This window comes from Kitasatospora sp. NPDC085895 (assembly GCF_040702125.1).
GTDB classification, from domain to species: Bacteria; Actinomycetota; Actinomycetes; order Streptomycetales; family Streptomycetaceae; genus Kitasatospora; species Kitasatospora arboriphila.
Genome location: NZ_JBFBJY010000082.1, coordinates 20,079 through 38,646 on the forward strand (window position 1 = coordinate 20,079; position 18,568 = coordinate 38,646).

Annotated in this window: 14 protein-coding genes; 11 read left to right on the top strand and 3 right to left on the bottom strand. The window is 75.4% G+C overall.

Features of this window, described 5'->3' with window-relative positions; translation table 11 throughout:
- Position 1: 1 nt before the first annotated feature.
- The 8 genes from AB0442_RS34220 to AB0442_RS34255 all read left to right on the top strand — a co-directional run bounded on the left by AB0442_RS34220 (position 2) and on the right by AB0442_RS34255 (position 9,842).
- Positions 2–2,050, top strand: a complete 2,049-nt coding sequence (locus AB0442_RS34220) for a tetratricopeptide repeat protein (RefSeq protein ID WP_366167475.1) — start codon at positions 2–4, stop codon at positions 2,048–2,050.
- 243 nt (positions 2,051–2,293) lie between these two features.
- Positions 2,294–3,409 carry an alanine dehydrogenase gene (gene ald, locus AB0442_RS34225; RefSeq protein WP_366167476.1) on the top strand — a complete coding sequence of 372 codons (1,116 nt, stop codon included), beginning with the start codon at positions 2,294–2,296 and terminating at the stop codon, positions 3,407–3,409.
- A 369-nt stretch (positions 3,410–3,778) separates the two neighbouring features.
- Positions 3,779–4,936: a ParA family protein gene (locus AB0442_RS34230; RefSeq protein WP_363548911.1), complete on the top strand. Its 1,158-nt coding sequence runs from the start codon at positions 3,779–3,781 to the stop codon at positions 4,934–4,936.
- Positions 4,937–4,977: 41 nt separating this feature from the next.
- Positions 4,978–5,412, top strand: a complete 435-nt coding sequence (locus AB0442_RS34235; RefSeq protein WP_363548909.1) for a hypothetical protein — start codon at positions 4,978–4,980, stop codon at positions 5,410–5,412.
- Complete coding sequence (locus AB0442_RS34240; RefSeq protein ID WP_366167483.1) at positions 5,409–6,428, top strand: ScpA family protein; 1,020 nt, start codon at positions 5,409–5,411, stop codon at positions 6,426–6,428. Before AB0442_RS34235 ends, AB0442_RS34240 begins: the two co-directional genes overlap by 4 nt.
- 329 nt (positions 6,429–6,757) lie before the next feature.
- Positions 6,758–7,321, top strand: a complete 564-nt coding sequence (scpB, locus tag AB0442_RS34245; RefSeq protein ID WP_363548939.1) for an SMC-Scp complex subunit ScpB — start codon at positions 6,758–6,760, stop codon at positions 7,319–7,321.
- Positions 7,322–7,408: 87 nt separating this feature from the next.
- A complete protein-coding gene (locus AB0442_RS34250; RefSeq protein WP_344626927.1) occupies positions 7,409–8,644 on the top strand; it encodes a pseudouridine synthase in 1,236 nt (411 codons plus the stop codon).
- 217 nt (positions 8,645–8,861) lie between these two features.
- Positions 8,862–9,842, top strand: coding sequence for a helix-turn-helix domain-containing protein (locus AB0442_RS34255; protein ID WP_366167477.1), 981 nt, complete (start codon positions 8,862–8,864; stop codon positions 9,840–9,842).
- A 25-nt stretch (positions 9,843–9,867) separates the two neighbouring features.
- Here AB0442_RS34255 and AB0442_RS34260 read toward each other — a convergent pair whose 3' ends face one another.
- The 3 genes from AB0442_RS34260 to AB0442_RS34270 are packed head-to-tail and all read right to left on the bottom strand — an operon-like array spanning position 9,868 to position 14,017.
- The gene (locus tag AB0442_RS34260; protein WP_363548907.1) at positions 9,868–10,230 is read right to left on the bottom strand and encodes a DUF952 domain-containing protein; all 363 of its coding nucleotides are present in this window, start codon (positions 10,228–10,230) and stop codon (positions 9,868–9,870) included.
- Positions 10,231–10,277: 47 nt separating this feature from the next.
- Positions 10,278–11,879, bottom strand: a complete 1,602-nt coding sequence (locus tag AB0442_RS34265) for a mucoidy inhibitor MuiA family protein (RefSeq protein WP_366167478.1) — start codon at positions 11,877–11,879, stop codon at positions 10,278–10,280.
- A gap of 2 nt (positions 11,880–11,881) precedes the next feature.
- Positions 11,882–14,017: a DUF4139 domain-containing protein gene (locus AB0442_RS34270; RefSeq protein ID WP_366167479.1), complete on the bottom strand. Its 2,136-nt coding sequence runs from the start codon at positions 14,015–14,017 to the stop codon at positions 11,882–11,884.
- Positions 14,018–14,380: 363 nt separating this feature from the next.
- Between AB0442_RS34270 and AB0442_RS34275 the strand changes: the two genes are divergently transcribed.
- From AB0442_RS34275 to der, 3 genes are all read left to right on the top strand, one after another.
- Positions 14,381–15,466 (top strand): prephenate dehydrogenase, encoded by a 1,086-nt coding sequence (locus AB0442_RS34275; RefSeq protein ID WP_366167480.1) that lies wholly within the window; start codon positions 14,381–14,383, stop codon positions 15,464–15,466.
- A gap of 758 nt (positions 15,467–16,224) precedes the next feature.
- Complete coding sequence (gene cmk / locus AB0442_RS34280; RefSeq protein ID WP_363548900.1) at positions 16,225–16,941, top strand: (d)CMP kinase; 717 nt, start codon at positions 16,225–16,227, stop codon at positions 16,939–16,941.
- A 123-nt stretch (positions 16,942–17,064) separates the two neighbouring features.
- Entirely contained in the window at positions 17,065–18,519 is a 1,455-nt protein-coding gene (gene der, locus AB0442_RS34285) for a ribosome biogenesis GTPase Der (RefSeq protein ID WP_363548898.1), read from the top strand.
- Positions 18,520–18,568: the final 49 nt, after the last annotated feature.

Sequence of the window (18,568 nt, forward strand, 5' to 3'; positions counted from 1 at the left end):
GGTGGCGAGGAAGACGGCGACCATCGAAGAGCGGTCCGCCGGCCCCGGAGCGGCCGGCCCCGCGGACGGCCTGCCGCCCGGGCCGACCGCCTTCGCCGGCCGCCGCACCGAACTCGCCGCCCTGACCGCCGCCGCCCGGGCCGCCGGCCGGGGCGGTGACGCGGCCGGGCTGGTCGTGCTGGCCGGCCGGGCCGGGTCCGGGCGGACGGCGCTCGCGCTGCGCTGGGCCCGGTCGGTGGCCGTCCAGTACCCCGACGGCGTGCTGTACGCCCGGCTCTCCGCGCCCGACGGCAGCCGGGTGCCGCCCGGCCGGACGGCCCGGCGGCTGCTGGAGCAGCTGGACGCCGTCCCGGCCGGGCTGCTGCCGCCGGACGGGCCGGACGGCGACGACCCCGCGTGCGCCGCACTGCGCGAGGCGCTCGCCGAGCGGGAGGTGCTGCTGCTGCTCGACGACGTCAAGGACGCCGCCCAACTGCGTCCGCTGCTCGGTACGGGCCCGGGGGTGCTGCTGCTCGCCACCACCGGTGGCCCGCTGACCGGCATCGGGGACGTCGACCCGGTGATCATCGGGGGGCTGGATCAGGTCGCCGCCGTGGGCCTGCTCGGGGACCTCGTCGGCGGCACGAGGATCAGCTGCGACCCGGTCGGCGCCGCCGACCTCGCCGACGCCTGCGCGTGCCGCCCGGCCGCCCTGCGGCTCACCGCCGTCCGGCTGCGGGCCGACGCGCGCGCCGCGGTCACCGACGCGGCCGCCGACCTCACCGCCGCCACCGGTCGGACTGCGTCCGCCGAACCGCCGGCCGCCGGCCCCGCCGCGGAGCGGGCGGACGGCAAGGACGCCCGCGGCGGCGGCAGGGGGGCCGGGAAGGGCCGGGGCGGGGTCGGCCGTCCCGGTCGGGCGGAGGGGGAGGGCGGTGAGGGCCGGCGCGCCCGCGATCTGCTGCCCGCCGACGGACCCGTCCCCGTGCCGGAGGTCGACCCGCTGGGCGGCGCCTTCGAGCTGCTCTACCGCACGCTGACCCCGGCCCGGGCCCGGATGCTGCGGATGCTCACGTTGGCCCCCGCCCAGCTCGCCGACCTGCGCACCGCCTCCGCCCTGGTCGGCTGTCCGGCGCCGGAGGCCGCCGGGCTGCTCGCCGACCTCGCCGAGCGGGAGCTGCTGGCCGCCGAGCCGCCCGCCGCGGACGGCACCGCGCGCTACCGGGTCCCCGGTTGGCTGCATCCGCGGCTGGTGGAACTCCGGGCCGAGGCGGACCGGCCCGCGGAGGTCGAACTCGCCCGGGCCCGCCTGCTGGAGCGTCTCGTCCGCCTGGTCGACTCGGCGCAGGCGCTGCTCGCCCCCGGGGCCGGCCCGGCGCCCGACCCGCTGCCCGGTCCGCTGCGGCTGCGGACCGCCGACCAGGCCGCCCGCTGGCTGGACGAGGAGCGCGACCAGCTGTTCACCGCGGTCGGCGACGCGATCGGGCAGGGCGACCTGGACGGCTCGGCGGGCCGGCTGGTCGGCGCCCTGCTGCGGGCCCTGCCGCTCACCCCGGCCACCGTCCCGGCGGACCTGCACCGGCTGCACGAACTCGTCCTGGAGGTCGCCGAGCGGGCCGGGGCGCCCCGCCGGGCCGCTGCCGCACTGCTCAACCTGGGCGACCTGCAGGCCGCCGCGGGCCGCTGGGAGCGGGCCGCCGGACGGTACCGGGCCGCCCTCGACCGGGCCAGGGCGGCGGGTGACGAGTTGGGGTGCGCCCGCGCATTGGAGAGCGCGGGAGGGTGCTACCGGGCGCTCGGCGACGCCGTGCGCGCCGGGGATTCGTACGGGCGCGCGCTGGCCCTGCGCCAGGAGGCGGGCGACGCCCCGGCCGAGGCGCGGCTGCTGGCCCGGGTCGCCGAGGCTCACACCGCGCAGCGCCGCTTCGAGGAGGCGCTGCGCGAGTACCGGGCGGCGTTCGGGATCTTCCGGCGGCTCGGCGACGAGCGGGGCGCAGCCCTTGTGGGGCTTGCCCTGGACCGCCTCCAGCAGCAGCTCGCAGGCGAGTGGAACCACCCCATTGCGGAGTAATGTCTGATATGTGGCAGTCGTGGGTCTTTGTTCGTGGGAGCGAGGTGCAAGCCTACGAACCTGCCAATCGGATCCGCTGATTTATTCAGTTTGGAAGGCTGACGGATCCGCTGGGCTTCATTACACTCGACAGCAGTCGCGCAGCGATCCGTGCCCCGGTGTTCTCCGGAGGCCTTCCCCGTGCGCGCCGCCCGCCGGTCTTCCCCCGGCCGGGACCCCCAGGCAAGAGGGACGTGTTTAGCCGTGAAGGTCGGCATCCCCCGCGAGGTCAAGAACCACGAGTACCGCGTGGCCATCACGCCCGCCGGCGTGCATGAGCTCGTCCGCAACGGACACGAGGTCTTCATCGAGGACAACGCCGGTCTCGGCTCCTCGATCCCCAACGAGGAGTACGTGGCCGCCGGTGCCACCATCCTCCCCACGGCAGACGAGGTGTGGGAGACCGCCGACCTCCTGCTGAAGGTCAAGGAGCCCATCGCCGAGGAGTACCACCGCCTCCGCAAGGGCCAGACCCTCTTCACCTACCTGCACCTGGCGGCCGACCGCGCCGGCACCGAGGCGCTGGTCGCCTCCGGCACCACCGCGATCGCCTACGAGACCGTGCAGCTCGCCAACGGCGCCCTGCCGCTGCTCGCCCCGATGTCCGAGGTCGCGGGCCGGCTGGCCCCGCAGGTCGGCTCCTACCACCTGATGCGCCCGGCCGGCGGCCGCGGCGTGCTCCCCGGCGGCGTGCCCGGCACCCACCCGGCGAAGTGCGTCGTCATCGGCGGCGGCGTCTCCGGCTGGCACGCGGCCACCATCGCCATCGGCATGGGCTACGACGTCACCCTGCTCGACCGCGACATCAACAAGCTGCGCGAGGCCGACAGGATCTTCGGCACCAAGGTGAAGGCCATCGCCTCCAACTCCTTCGAGCTGGAGAAGGCCGTCCTGGAGGCCGACCTCGTCATCGGCGCCGTGCTGATCCCGGGCGCCAAGGCCCCGAAGCTCGTCACCAACGAGCTGGTCTCCCGCATGAAGCCGGGCTCCGTGCTCGTCGACATCGCCATCGACCAGGGCGGCTGCTTCGAGGACTCCCGTGCCACCACGCACGCCGAGCCGACCTTCCAGGTCCACAACTCGGTCTTCTACTGCGTGGCCAACATGCCGGGCGCCGTCCCGAACACCTCCACCTACGCGCTGACCAACGCGACGCTGCCGTACATCGTCGAGCTGGCCAACCGCGGGTGGAAGGACGCGCTGCGCCGCGACGCCGCGCTGGCCAAGGGCCTGAACGTGCACGAGGGCCAGATCACCTACAAGGCCGTCGCCGACGCCTTCGACCTGGAGTCCGTCTCCCTGGAGACCGTGCTCGCCTGACGCGCCGACACCCCGTCGCCCCCGGCCCGCTCCCCTCGGGCCGGGGGCTTCGGCGCGCCCGCACGCCCACGGGCCGGTGACCGGCCGGTGGACGGGTGATGTCAATTCATGTGCAACGTGTCACCCGCCCAGCGGACCCGGTCACCGCGGGTCACCCCGCCGCGGGGCGCGGCGACCCCGGAATCGCGAGGGTTCCCGGCCCGCGCAAGCCTTGACAGCGGGTGGTCGGGGAGCCGACACATCGTGCCCACTACCGTGGATTGTGTTGCTGCGAACGCCTGGAACGGCCTAGAGTCGCAAACCGTCGGCAAGCTGCCACGCTGACGTATCGACATAGAGTCCTGGAAGCCCAAGGAGGTAAGACGACTTGTGAATGAGTCGACATTTGCTCCCGGGGGTGGTCAGCCAGGACTGGCGGAGCTCGCCGCCGGACAGCCGCACGACGAGTACGCGCGGCCGGCGACGGTGGGTACGGCGGAGGTCGGCTCGGTCGCGGTCCGCACCTTCGAGGCGCGCCAGAGCGGCACCGCCGCCGGCGCCGACTACGACGCCGAGCTCGGCGCGTACGGCCTCTCCTACGCCGACCTGGGCTACGGCCCCTACGACGACCCGGACGCCGAGTACGAGCCGGACCCGGAGTACGCCGCCACCCTGGCCCCCGACGCCGCCCGGCAGCGCCGCGAGCGGGTCGGCCCCACCGGCCGTCCGCTGCCGTACTTCCCGATCCCCGCGCCGGTGGCCGAGCACGGCCCCGCGCAGATCATCGCCATGTGCAACCAGAAGGGCGGCGTCGGCAAGACCACGTCGACCATCAACCTGGGTGCCGCGCTGGCCGAGTACGGCCGCCGGGTGCTGCTCGTCGACTTCGACCCGCAGGGCGCCCTCTCCGTCGGCCTCGGCGTGAACCCGATGGAACTCGACGTCACCGTCTACAACCTGCTCATGGAGCGGGGCCTGACGGCCGATGAGGTCCTGCTGAAGACCGCCGTCCCCGGCATGGACCTGCTGCCGTCCAACATCGACCTGTCGGCCGCCGAGGTGCAGCTGGTCAGCGAGGTCGCCCGCGAGTCCGCGCTCGCCCGCGCCCTCAAGCCGCTGCTGCCGGACTACGACTACGTCATCATCGACTGCCAGCCCTCGCTCGGCCTGCTCACCGTCAACGCCCTGACGGCGGCTCACAGCGTCATCGTCCCGCTGGAGTGCGAGTTCTTCGCGCTGCGCGGCGTCGCGCTGCTCACCGAGACCATCGAGAAGGTCTGCGAGCGCCTCAACCCGGAGCTGCGCCTCGACGGCATCCTCGCCACCATGTACGACTCCCGTACGGTGCACAGCCGCGAGGTGCTGGCCCGGGTGGTCGAGGCCTTCGGCGAGCACGTCTTCCACACCGTCATCGGACGCACCGTCAGGTTCCCGGAGACGACCGTGGCCGGCGAGCCGATCACCACGTACGCGACCAACTCGGTCGGCGCCGCCGCCTACCGCCAGCTCGCCAGGGAGGTGCTCGACCGGTGCCGCCCCGCCGAGTGAGTCTCCCGGGAGCCGACGAGCTGTTCCGGACCACCGGGGGGATGGCCCTGTCGCCCTCGCTGGGCCGGTCGGCCGAGGCCACCAGACCGGAGACCGCCCGGCCCGCCGAGCAGCCCGCCGCGGCCGGCGACACCGCCGCCGACGGGGCCGCCACCGAGGCCGCCCAACCGCAGCCGCCCGCCGAGGCGGCCCGCCGGCACGCCCCCGAGGAGCAGGCGGAGGCCCGCCGGCCCCGCCCCCGCGGCCGCGCCGCCCGCCGGCCCACCGGCCGCGAGCGGCACGACGAGAAGATCACGGTCTACGTCTCCGCCGAGGAGCTCATGGACCTGGAGCACGCCCGGCTGGTGCTGCGCGGCGAGCACGGCCTCGCCGTCGACCGCGGCCGCGTCGTCCGGGAGGCCATCTCCGTCGTCCTGGCGGACCTGGAGCAGCGGGGCGAGGCGAGCATCCTGGTGCGGCGGCTGCGCGGCCGCTGAGGCCCGCGGAGGGCCCCCTCGGCCCCGACCCGGACCGGCCCGGCCGGGCCGCGGGCGTGTCGGGCGCCCCGGAGGGTGGCGCGGCGACCGGCCCGGGTGAAGATGGTCCGGTCATGACGAGCGCGCCCGAGCCCCCCGAGCCCCCCGAGCCGGCCGCCCCAGCCCCGCCGGCCGGTGCCGGACCGGGCGAGGAGCGCGGCGGCTTCCAGGTGCGGCTGGACAACTTCGAGGGCCCGTTCGACCTCCTGCTCAGCCTGATCGCCAAGCACCGGCTGGACGTCACCGAGGTCTCGCTCTCCAAGGTCACCGACGAGTTCGTCGCCCACATCCGGGCGATGGGCCCGGACTGGGACCTCGACGCGGCGACCGAGTTCCTGGTCGTCGCCGCCACCCTGCTCGACCTCAAGGCGGCCAGGCTGCTGCCCGCCGCCGAGATCGAGGACGAGGAGGACCTCGCCCTCCTGGAGGCCCGCGACCTGCTCTTCGCCCGGCTGCTGCAGTACCGGGCGTACAAGCAGGCGGCCGCCCTGTTCGCCGAGCGCTGGGCGGCCGAGCTGCTGCAGCGCCCCCGCACCGTCGGCCTGGAGCCGCACCACGCGCTGCTGCTGCCCGAGGTGGTCATCACCGTCGGCCCCCAGGGCCTGGCCCGGCTCGCCGCCCGGGCGGCGGCGCCCAGGCCGGAGCCGGTGGTCTACGTCGACCACATCCACGCCCCGCCGGTGAGCGTCCGCGAGCAGGCCGGGGTCGTCGTCGACCGGCTCACCGCGCTCGGCAGCGCGACCTTCGGCAGGCTGGTGGAGGACGCCGACAACACGCTGGTCGTGGTGGCCCGCTTCCTCGCCCTGCTGGAGCTGTACCGGGAGAAGGTGCTCGACTTCGAGCAGCCGGACGCCCTGGGCGAGCTGCTGGTGCACTGGGTCGCCGACACCGGCCGGCGCGTCGAGGTGACCGACGAGTTCGACCGTCCGCCCGGCGAGGGCGCGGACGGCCGCGGCAAGGACGGAGAACCGCAGTGAACGCCGATCAGCCGCGCCCCAGCCGGCGCACCCTCGGCCTCCCCGGCCAGGCCCGCCCCGACGAGTGGCAGGAGAGCGCGTACGCGACCGAGCCCGCCCACGGGGCACCGGACGGCGCGGACGGCGCGGAGGCCGCGGAGGAGGCCGCGGAGCAGCCGCACATCCCGGCGCCGGCGGCGGAGCCGGCCGCGGACACCTCCGAGCCCGAACCGATGCCCGACCCGGCGCCGCTGCCCGCCCCCGAGCCGGAGCCCGAACCGGAACCGGAGCGGCCCGAGGAGTCCGGTGCCCGCGGGGTGCCGCTGCGGGCCGCGCTGGAGGCGGTCCTGATGGTCGTCGACGAGCCCGCCACCGAGGCGCACCTCGCCGCCGTCCTGGAGCGGCCGCGCGCCGCGGTCGCCGCCGCGCTGCGCGAACTCGCCGCCGAGTACACCGCCCAGGGCCGCGGCTTCGACCTGCGCCACGTCGCCGGGGGCTGGCGCTTCTACACCCGCGCCGACTGCGCGCCGGCCGTCGACCGCTTCGTCCTGGACGGCCAGCAGGCCCGTCTCACGCAGGCCGCGCTGGAGACGCTCGCGGTGGTCGCCTACCGGCAGCCGGTGTCGCGCAGCCGGGTCTCCGCAGTACGCGGTGTGAACTGTGACGGCGTGATGCGTACCCTGGTACAGCGAGGACTGGTGGAAGAGACCGGCTCCGAGCCCGAAACAGGTGCGATCCTGTATCGGACGACGAACTACTTCCTGGAACGGACGGGGCTGCGAGGCCTGGACGAGCTGCCCGAGCTCGCGCCCTTCCTGCCCGAGGTCGACGACGTGGAAGCGGAGTCCCTGGAGGGCACGATGATCGCGGAGGCGGTGGCCGCCGCCCGCGCGGCCGACGGCGAGAGCGCCTGACGGTCCGCGTCCGATCGGTGAGGGGGCGGTGAGGTCGGCCGGGCACGACACGCACTCCCACGACGGACACGACGTACGGACACTTTGATGCGCAGCAGTGGCAACGGCAGGAACAACAGCGGCGGCCAGGGCCGGGGAGGCCAGGGACGCGGCGGACAGGGCGGGGGCCGGAGCGGCGGCGGCTCGCGCGGCGGGTCGTCCTACGGCGGCGGATCCTCCTACGGCGGTTCGTCGTACGGCTCCTCCGGCGGCGGCCGGGGCGGCTCGTCCTCCCAGGGCGGGCGCCGCGACGACCGCCGCGACGACAGGCGTGACGACCGCCGTGACGACCGGCGCTACCCGGACCGCCCGCTGCGGCCCGAGGAGCGCCGCTACGACCGCCCCGAGTACGGCGGCGGCCCCAACGCCACCCCCGGCCGCAGCAGCTTCGCAGCGCGCCGCCCCGGTGCCGCGCCCAAGCCGCGCCGCGAGGGCCAGGGCGCCCCGGGCGACCCGCGCCGCCAGCCGCAGCGCTCCCGCGAGCTCCAGGCCAAGATCGAGGACGCGGTGCTCGCCCGGCACGACAAGCCGGCCGTGAAGACCCCCAAGACCTTCGGCGAGCCCGAGGGCGAGCGCCTGCAGAAGGTGCTCGCGCGGGCCGGCATGGGCAGCCGCCGGGCCTGCGAGGAGCTCATCGAGCAGGGCCGGGTCGAGGTCAACGGCAAGCGGGTCACCGAGCAGGGCAAGCGGGTCGACCCGGCCAACGACGAGATCAAGGTCGACGGCCTGACCGTCGCCACCCAGTCCTACCTGTTCTTCGCGCTGAACAAGCCGGCCGGCGTCGTCTCCACCATGGAGGACCCGGACGGCCGCCAGTGCCTCGGCGACTACGTCACCAACCGCGAGACCCGGCTCTTCCACGTCGGCCGCCTCGACACCGAGACCGAGGGCATCATCCTGCTCACCAACCACGGCGAGCTGGCCCACCGCCTCACCCACCCGAAGTACGGCGTCACCAAGACCTACCTGGCCGCCATCCAGGGCCCGATCCCGCGCGACCTCGGCAAGCAGCTCGCCAAGGGCGTCGAACTGGAGGACGGCTGGGCCCGCGCCGACTCCTTCAAGGTGGTCTCCAACGTCGGCAAGAACTACCTGGTCGAGGTGACCCTGCACGAGGGCCGCAAGCACATCGTCCGCCGGATGCTCTCCGAGGTCGGCTTCCCGGTCGAGAAGCTGGTGCGCACCCACTTCGGCCCGATCGCGCTCGGCGACCAGAAGTCCGGCTGGCTGCGCCGCCTCACGAACCCCGAGGTCGGCCAGCTGATGCGCGAGGTCGGCCTGTAGGGCGGACCGGGGCCGCACCGTCGGAACCTTCGAATCGAAGGCCTCCCCGCCGTTCGGCGGGGAGGCCTTCCGACTCTTCGGCGGGGACCCCGTGTGAACCTCGACGCACCGCCTTGTCATGATGTGGATCTGTGGCGCAGGATGGCCACCGGACAGCAGCTCGACGAGTGGCGGAACTGCGCCACTGGGCCACTGGCCGCATGGGGGAAGGAGCGGCGTGCTCGACGCATTCGGAGCGCTCGGCCTGGGACGGCCGGACGGACAGGTGTACGCGGCCCTGGTGGTCTCGCCGCAGTCCACCGCCGAGGAGCTGGCCGGGCAGTGCGGCCTGACACTGCAGCAGAGCCAGGACGCCCTCGACCGGTTGGCCGAGCAGGGCATGGCCACCCGGGCCCCGGTCGACCGGGAGCGCTACCTCGCGGTCGCGCCCGACGTCGCCATCGGCACCCTCATCGGCCACCGCGAGGCGGAGCTGCGCAGCGCCCGCGCCGAGATGCACCGGTTGATGGACGCCTTCCGCGAGGCGTCCCGCTACACCGACCCGGCGCACTCCGTCGAGGTCCTCACCGGCGGCGAGGCGATCGCCCAGCGGCTGGAGCACCTGGTCGACAGCACCCAGTACCAGGTGCGCGGCTTCGACTGCCCGCCCTACATCCAGGACCCGGTCGCCCAGATGCCCCGCCAGCGCGCCAAGCTCAAGGCGGGCGTGCGCTTCCGCACCGTGTACGACAAGGACGCGGTGGCCTGGCCGGGCCGGCTGGAGAAGGAGATCCTCGTCGGCGTCGAGGACGGCGAGGAGGCCCGCGTCCGCCCCGTGCTGCCGATGAAGATGATGATGTCGGACGACAAGATGGCGATCATCCCGATCACCGTCGGCGACAGCGTGCTGGACGCCGCCTACGTCATCCACCCGTCGGCGCTGCTGCAGGCCCTGGACGCACTGTTCGAGGCCGAGTGGGAGCGGGCCGTGCCGCTGCAGGCGGCGATCGGCGACGGCGAGGCCGACACCGGCCCCGAGGCCGACCACCGCAAGCTGCTCGGCCTGCTCGCCGCCGGCCTGACCGACGAGTCGATCGCCCGCTCCCTCGGCTGGAGCGCCCGCACCACCCAGCGGCGGCTGCAGAGCCTGATGCGCCAGCTCGGCGCCACCACCCGCTTCCAGGCGGGCATGGCGGCCCGCGAGCGCGGCTGGCTCTGACCGCCGCCGCCCGGACGGGCCCGGCTCAGCTCCAGGGGAGCAGCCGGGCCCAGCGGCCGTCCGCGCCGCGCTCGACCTTCTCCAGGCCGATCACCGCCGTCCGGTTCAGCCGGCCGTAGATGTGCGGGAAGAGCACGTCCGGCGTGGCGCCCTCCGGCGGCGGGCCGGAGGGCGCCTCCCACTTCACCATCGGCTCGACCAGCTTCTCCTCGATCAGCAGCGCCATCAGCGGATCCGGCGTGTCGGCGAAGAAGAGGTTGGCGACGGCCAGCACCGTCCGCTCGTCGGCCGAACAGTGGATGAAGCCGTCGGTGAGCAGCGAGGCGGCCGCGTACGGCCGCCCCGGGTCGCGCAGCCAGTCGTCCAGCGGGGCGAGATGGTAGATCATGGGTCATTTCTACCGGAGTTGACGGAACAAATCGGGCTGGACCTGGCTCACAGTCCCGCCACCTTCGACGCCGCCGACACCTCGTACACGAGGGTGAGGGTGCGCCGGCCGCCCGGCGGCAGCGGAACGTCCCAGCGGACGACGCCCTCCGAGTCCAGCTCGTCCGGCGGCGGCGAGCAGGCCTCCTTGCGCAGCTTCACCTCCACCGAGGACACCTCGGACACCGGGATCCGCTCGCGCACCGTCACCACCTGTTCGTCCCGCTCCTCGGGCGCGGAGAACCGCGACAGGTGCAGCCGCACCGTCCGGGTGACCACCGTCCGCCCGGTGATGCCCGTCGTGCCGCGGCCCTCCTCGGTCTCCCGGACCACCCGGTGGCCGTCCGAACTGCCGAAGGACAGCTCCGCCGCGGCCCCCGGGGCGGTGAACCGCAGCTCGCCGCGGCCGGTGAACCCGCTGCCCTGGACCAGGTCGACCGGCCCGGCCAGCAGCGCGTGCCCCGCGTCGTTGCGGAACCGCACCACCCGGGTGACCAGCGGCGACAGCTCCGGCGCGGCCGCGAACTCGCTGCTCGCCGCAGTGTCGAACACGGTCAGCGGGATCCGGTGCGCCCGCCCGTCGGCCGGCACCGAGGCCGGCGACGTCGCCCGCAGCACCCGCACCTCGCCGCCGTCGTCCACCCCCGGCAGGCCGTCCGCGGACGGGCCGGTCGTGCCGATCTCCTCCTCGCGCAGCTCCACCTCGACCGTCCGGCGCTCCTCCGCGGTGCGCTCCCGCAGGCTCAGCACGTCCTCGGTCAGCCGCGGCGGCTCCGAGGCCAGCGCCGACCGGGCCGTCGAGAAGGTCAGCCGCACCCCGGACCAGTCCTCGCCGGTGCGCTGCCACACCACCGCCTCGGTCTCCAGCACCAGCCGCCCGCCCGCCAGCGAGGCCCGGTAGGCCGGCCGCCACAGCGCGCACGGCGTCAGGTGGCCCACCTTCAGCTCCGCCCGGCCCGCCGCCTCCGCCTCCACCGTCACCTCGACGTGGGCGAACAGCTCCGCCGGCTCCTGCTCGGCCGCGTCCAGCGCGCGCCGGGCCGCCGCCAGGTCCTCGGCCAGCTCCTCCAGCCGCGCCCGGGACACCCGCAGCTTCTCGCCGTGCGCGTCCCGCTCGCCGTCGATCCGGTCGAGCTCGCGGCCCCAGCGGCTGCGCTCCAGCTCGCCGCGGCCCGCGCCCTCGCCGATCTCCCGCAGCAGATCGGCGGCCAACTGGGCGAGCAGCGCCAGCCGGGCCTCCAGCCGCTCCCGGACCCGGGTCTCGGCCTGCTGCTCCTGCTCCAGGGCGTGCACCCGGTGCCTCAGCTCCGAGTCCCCGGCGGTGGGCGGCAGCGGGGCGCGCGGCACCCAGCTGCGCACCACCCGGGCGTCCAGCACCCGGACGCCCCCGGCGCCGGGCGCCTCCGCGCGCAGGGTGCGGTCCACGGCGAGCGCCGAGACCGGACCGAGCCGAAGCCGGCTGACCCCCGCGGGGAGGTCGACCACGGCGGTCCGTTCGACGTGCGCGCGGTCCTCCAGACAGGTCACCGCCGTCACCGGCAGCGGGTGGTCGGCCGCCGGGGCCTGCGGCAGCGGCTCGTCGGGGAGCGGGGCGATGGATGTGTCGGTCATGGTCAGCTCCTCCGGTTGCCGCCGACGACGGCCTTGCCGGCCGGGATGCGGATCTCGTAGCCGCCGTCGAGTTCGGCGGTGCCGTCGGCGGGCAGCTCCACCCGCCAGCGCCGGGTGCTCGGCGGGTAGGCGTCGGACGGCCGGTCGGGCGCGGTCCAGGTGCCGCGCTCCTCGATCCGCACGTCCTGGTCGGTGGAGACCGGCACCCGCTCGCGCACCTCCACGGTGACGGGGTGCGGCAGCCGGTTCGCCAGCTCCACGTGGATGCGGTGGTCCAGCACCGTCGTGTTGTTGAGCATGCCCGCGGTGGACTCCCGCATCTCGGTGCGGCGGGCCACCCGCACCGCCTCCGCCTGGCCGAGGCCGACCCGGCGGGCACCGCCCGCGGCCAGCGTCGGCAGCGCCGCGGTCAGCAGGAAGTCCCCGTCCACGGTGACCTCCACCGGCCCGGCCAGCAGCGCCGAGGCCGTGGCGTTGGTCAGCACCAGCGTGCCGTACACCGCCTCCTCGACGGCCGGCACGCAGACGTACTCGGTGCGCAGCGACACCGGCACCTCCCCGACGGTGACGGTGTGCCAGGTGCCGTCCGAGGGCACGTCGGCCCGCGCCGCCGCGTCGTACCGCTGGTCGAAGGAGCCCGCCGAGACCCGCGGCCGCACCGCGTGCGCCGGCAGGGCCAGCGCCGCCACCGACTCGGCGAGGTTCCGCGACTCCGTCGCCGCCGGGTCGTGCACCGCCCCGGGGAACAGCAGGCCGCGCCGGTGCGCCGGCCGGTCCGGGCCCTCCAGCACCAGGCCCGCGTAGTCCAGCTGCGCCTGCGAAGGACCCGGCAGCACCGGCGGCGCCACCGGCTCCGGCGCCACGTCGAAGGCGGCGGCCGGTGCGGAGCGTGCCCCGCCCCCGGCCCTCGCGCGCATGCCGCGGGCGGACGCCACCGGCGCCGGCGGAGGCATCGCCCCCGGCGGCATCGCTCCGGGCGGCTGCGGCGCCGCGCCGTACGCCTGGACGGACGGCGCCGGCATCGGGAAGGCCTGCGGTGCGAAACCCGGAGCGGGCGGCGGAGGCGGCGCAGGCGCCGCGAACGGCAGCGCGGTCTCCGCACCGGTGAGGCCGCCCGCCAGCGTCACGTCCGGCCCGGCACCCGGCCGGGCCGCCCGGCCCGGCCGGCCACCGCCCGCCGGACGGGCCCGCCCCGTACGCGGCTGCGGCGGCCGGCCCGCCGCGTCGTACCCGCTGAACAGGTCGCCCAGCCCCGCCGGGGGCTCCCGCCAGCCCGACGCGGCCGGTGCGGCCTGCCGCCGTCCGATCCGCAGCGAACGCAGCTGCGGCAGGTCCGTCCGGCGCTGCAGGTCCGCCGTGGACAGACCGATCCGCACCCCCGACCAGTCCTCACCGGTGCGCTGCGCGAGCTGGGCCCGCAGCAGCAGCGTCCCGGAGCCCTCGCCCTGGCGGTAGGCCAGCCGGTACGTCGGCACCCACACCGCACCCGGCACCCCGTACTCCACCTCCAGCTCGACCTCGGCACCCTCCGCCGCACCCTCCAGCGTCACCACGGCCGACCCGCCCAGCGTCACCGGGCCGACCGCCACCGCGGACGAGGCCCGGGCCAACGCGTCCTCGGAGAGGGTCAGTTCGTGCTCGGCCAGCCGCAGCTGCTCGGCGAGGTCCGCGGACCGCGCGTGCAGCGCCGCCAGCCGCTCGTCCACGAAGTCCGCCAGCTCGAACCAGGCGTCGGTCGGCGTACGGCGGTGCGGCTCGTCCGCCTGCAACGGCGGCGGGACCGCCCGCACCGCGGAGACCTCCGCGATCCGCGCCTCCTGCCGCGCGGAACGCTGCCGCAGGGCCTCCGCGGCGTCCCGCGCCCGATCCACCCGCAGGCGCAGCCCCGGAAGGTCCGAACGGCTGCGGACCTCCGCCTCCGGCTCCAGCCGGGCCGCCGTCACCCGCGCCCCGCCGGAGAGCACCGATGCACGCAGCGAACCCGCGTCCGCCACCCTCGGCAGGCCGGTCAGCCGGACCCTGCCGTCCGCGGGCACCGTGCCCCGGGCCCGCCTGCGGCACAGCGCGCCGCTCGCGTACACCACCACCGAGTCGAGTACCGACTCCCACCGATCCGCCGCTGTCGTCTCCGCTGCCACCCCGCCCTGCCCTTCGTCCGTCCCCGGTCCGGGCCGCCAGTCTGCCGGGGCCGGCGGCCGTCCGCCGCGGATTTCCGCTGCGCGTCGGCTGAGGGGACGGCCCCGGCCCCCGACCCGGTTGCGGACGGAGACATACCCAGGCGAACGGGCAACCGTGCAGGTCCGGGCAGGACGAAAACGGGGGCCCGTGGGGGCACCTGAATTGGCTCACCCCCACCATCCCCGCGCCCCTGGGATCGCCCTTTCCCGTGGGCGCCGCCGCTGTGCGGGGGTTCGGCTGGTGGACGGCTTCGACGGGTTGGGTGGGGCTGCGAGAGGATGGGCGGAGCAGAAGGCCGCCCCTACCAGGAGACCAACCCCGTCATGCGCACAGCCGCCGTCATCGGCACCGGACTGATCGGCACCTCCGCCGCCCTCGCGCTCACCGGCCGCGGGGTCGCCGTCTATCTGGAGGACGCCGACCCGGACGCCGCCCGTACGGCCGCCGCGCTCGGCGCGGGTTCGACCGAGCTGCCCGAGGGCCCGGTCGACCTGGCGATCGTCGCGGTGCCGCCGGCGCTGGTCGGCAAGGTGCTGGCGGACTGCCAGCGCCGCGGTCTGGCCCGCTGCTACACCGACGTGGCCAGTGTGAAGGCCGGTCCGCGGGCCGAGGTGGCCGCGCTCGGCTGCGACACCGTCCACTACATCGGCGGCCACCCGATGGCCGGCCGTGAGCGGTCCGGCCCGCTGGCCGCCCGCGCCGACCTGTTCGAGGGCCGGCCGTGGGTGCTCACCCCGACCGGGGACACCGACACCGACACCCTGAACGCCGCGCTGGAGCTGGTGGCGCTCTGCGGGGCCATGCCGATCGTGATGGACGCGACCGCGCACGACCGTGCCGTCGCGCTGGTCTCGCACGCCCCCCAGCTGGTCTCCTCGATCGTGGCGGCCCGGCTGGAGCACGCCGACGAGACGGCCGTCCGGCTGTCCGGGCAGGGCGTGCGGGACGTGACCCGGATCGCCGCGTCCGACCCGGCGCTCTGGGTGGACATCCTCTCCGCGAACGCCGGGGTGGTCGCCGACATCCTCCAGGAGGTGGCCGTGGACCTCGACGGGGCCGTGACGGCGCTGCGCGCCCTGCAGGCCGCCGACGAGGGCGAGCGGCGGGCCGGTGCGGCGGGCATCGAGGCGGTGATGCGGCGCGGCAACACCGGCCACGCCCGGATCCCCGGCAAGCACGGCGCCCCGCCGACCCGGTACGAGTCGGTCACCGTCGTCCTCGGCGACCAGCCGGGCGAGCTCGGCCGGCTCTTCGGCGAGGTCGGTGCGCTCGGCGTCAACATCGAGGACGTCACCATCGAGCACTCCGACGGCCAGCAGGTCGGCCACGTGCACCTGGACGTCGCCCCGTCGGCCGTCCGGCTGCTCACCGGCGGTCTGCGCGACCGCGGCTGGAGCGTCCGCGACTGAGCCCCCGCCCGCCCGGGAACCGCCCGTCGTCCGGTCCCGTCGGTGCACCGGACGGGCTTCGGGGGAGGGCTGATGCACGGACACGACCCGGTGGACGGACCGGTGGACGGACCGGTGGACGCCGCGGCGGACGCACTGGTGTGGCGCCCGGGGCCGCCGGACGGCGACCGCACCGCGGCCCTGGTCGGCGCCGTGGACGCCGGTGCCGTGCTGCTCCTGCTGCTCCGGCCGGTGCTGCGGTGGTGGGACTGCGCGATCGGCGCGGTGCTGATCGCCGGGCAACCGGCCGGCCTGCGGATGCTGCGGACCCTGCAGCGGCGGCTGGTGGTGGAGTGCGAGCTGTGCCCGGGGCCGGGGTACGGCCCGGTTCGTGCTGCACGGCGGGGCCGAGCAGGTCGTCCCGTTCGCGGCCCTCCGCCGGATCGACCTGACGCACCGGGGCGAGCGCGGTGCCCGCGGCACCCGGCCGACGGCCGATTTCGGCCTGGAACCCGCACCGGCCCCCTCGGCCGGCACCGACGGCGGGCTGCGGACGGCGCGCACCGTCGTGCCGGAGGGCGACCTGGACCGGCTGCGGGCCTTCGCCGAGCGGCACGGGGTGCGGTACCACGAGGAGGAGCGGCTGCCGGCCGACCGACCGCCGGGCATGCAAGGGGCCGGCCCCGGGACCGACCGGACGGGATGCCTCCGCCGGTCCATTAACCTTGTAGATAGTCATCCCGGCCCGAGCGCGCCGGACCGAGAGAGAGGTTCGCCCCGTGGACACTGCCGACCGAGCGCACGCCCCGGTCGTCGTCGCCATCGACGGACCCTCCGGATCGGGCAAGTCGACCGTCTCGCGGGCGGTCGCCGCCCGCCTCGGTCTCAGCTTCCTGGACACCGGCGCCATGTACCGGGCGATGACCTGGTGGATGCTCTCCAACGACATCGACGTGGACGACGCCGAGGCCGTCGCGATCGCCTGCGGCAAGCCGGTGATCGTCTCCGGCACGGACGCGGCCGGCCCGACCATCACGGTCGACGGCCAGGACGTCTCCGGCCCGATCCGCGGCCCCGAGGTGACCGCCAAGGTCTCCGCGGTCTCCGCCGTCCCGGCCGTCCGGGCCCGGCTGGTGGAGCTGCAGCGCGGCTGCGCCGAGGTCGCCCCGCGCGGCATAGTCGCCGAGGGCCGCGACATGGGCACCGTCGTGTTCCCGGACGCCACCGCCAAGGTCTTCCTCACCGCCTCGGGCACCGCCCGTGCCGCGCGCCGCGCGGCCGAGCTCCGGGCCAAGGGCGTGGACGAGGCCACCATCGCCGCGATGGCCGCCGACCTGGACCGCCGGGACGCCGCCGACTCCTCCCGGGAGACGGCGCCGCTGGCCCAGGCCCCGGACGCCGTCCTGGTGGACACCAGCGAGCTCACCCTCGACCAGGTGATCGACACGGTCGCCGCCCTGGTGGAGGAGCGGGCCCAGCAGCCTTCCGCCGTCTGACCATCCTCGGGCCGTCCGGCCCGTCCTCCGACTACGGGACACGTAGTTTCGCGCTGCCCGGCAGGGCAGGTACGCACGGCACGCCCCTGGGAAGGGCCGTACCGGGAAACGGAAGAAACACACATGAGCAACGACACCGCCGCGCACCACGGTGAGCTCGGCGACGCCGAGTACGCCGAGTTCATGGCGCTCGCCGCCGAAGAGGGCTTCGACACCGACGAGGTGGACGCCGACCTCGACGCCGCCTCGCACGGCCCGCTGCCGGTGCTGGCCGTCGTCGGTCGCCCGAACGTCGGCAAGTCGACCCTGGTGAACCGCATCATCGGCCGCCGCGAGGCGGTCGTCGAGGACCGCCCCGGCGTCACCCGCGACCGCGTGACCTACGAGGCCACCTGGAACGGCCGCCGCTTCAAGCTCGTCGACACCGGCGGCTGGGAGGTCGACGTCCTCGGCATCGACGCCGCCGTCGCCGCCCAGGCCGAGTACGGCATCGAGTCCGCCGACGCGGTCCTCTTCGTCGTCGACGCCACCGTCGGCGCGACCGACACCGACGAGGCACTGGTCAAGCTGATCCGCCGGGCCGGCAAGCCGGTCGTGCTGTGCGCCAACAAGGTCGACGGCCCGTCCACCGAGGCAGAGGCCGCCTACCTGTGGTCGCTCGGCCTCGGCGAGCCGTACCCCGTCTCCGCGCTGCACGGCCGCGGTTCCGGCGACCTGCTGGACGCCGTCATGGCCGCACTGCCCGAGGCCCCGCCGCAGCTCTTCGGCAACGGCACCCTCGGCGGCCCCCGCCGGGTCGCGCTGATCGGCCGCCCGAACGTCGGCAAGTCCAGCCTGCTCAACAAGGTCGCCGGCGAGGAGCGGGTGGTCGTCAACGAGCTGGCCGGCACCACCCGCGACCCGGTCGACGAGATGATCGAACTCGGCGGCAAGACCTGGAAGTTCGTCGACACCGCCGGTATCCGCCGCCGGGTCCACCTGACCGCCGGCGCGGACTTCTACGCCTCGCTGCGCACCGCCTCGGCGCTGGAGAAGGCCGAGGTCGCGGTCGTCCTGATCGACGCCAGCGAGACCCTCGCCGAGCAGGACACCCGGATCATCTCGATGGCCGTCGAGGCCGGCCGGGCCGTCGTGATCGCCTACAACAAGTGGGACCGGCTCGACGAGGAGCGCCGCTACTACCTGGAGCGCGAGATCGAGAAGGATCTCGTCCAGGTGCAGTGGGCGCCGCGGGTCAACGTCTCGGCGAAGACCGGCCGGCACATGGAGAAGCTCGTCCCGGCGATCGAGACCGCGCTGGAGGGCTGGGAGACCCGCATCCCGACGGCCCGTCTGAACGCCTTCCTGGGCGAGCTGGTGGCGGCCCACCCGCACCCGATCCGCGGCGGCAAGCAGCCCCGCATCCTGTTCGGCACCCAGGCCGGCACCCGCCCGCCGCGGTTCGTGCTGTTCGCCTCCGGCTTCCTGGAGGCGGGCTACCGCCGCTTCGTCGAGCGCCGGCTGCGCGAGGAGTTCGGCTTCGAGGGCACGCCGATCTCGATCTCCGTGCGGGTGCGCGAGAAGCGCCGCAAGAAGTAGGGACCCAAGCGGAACGGCCGGGGCCGGGCAGCGATCGTGCTGCCCGGCC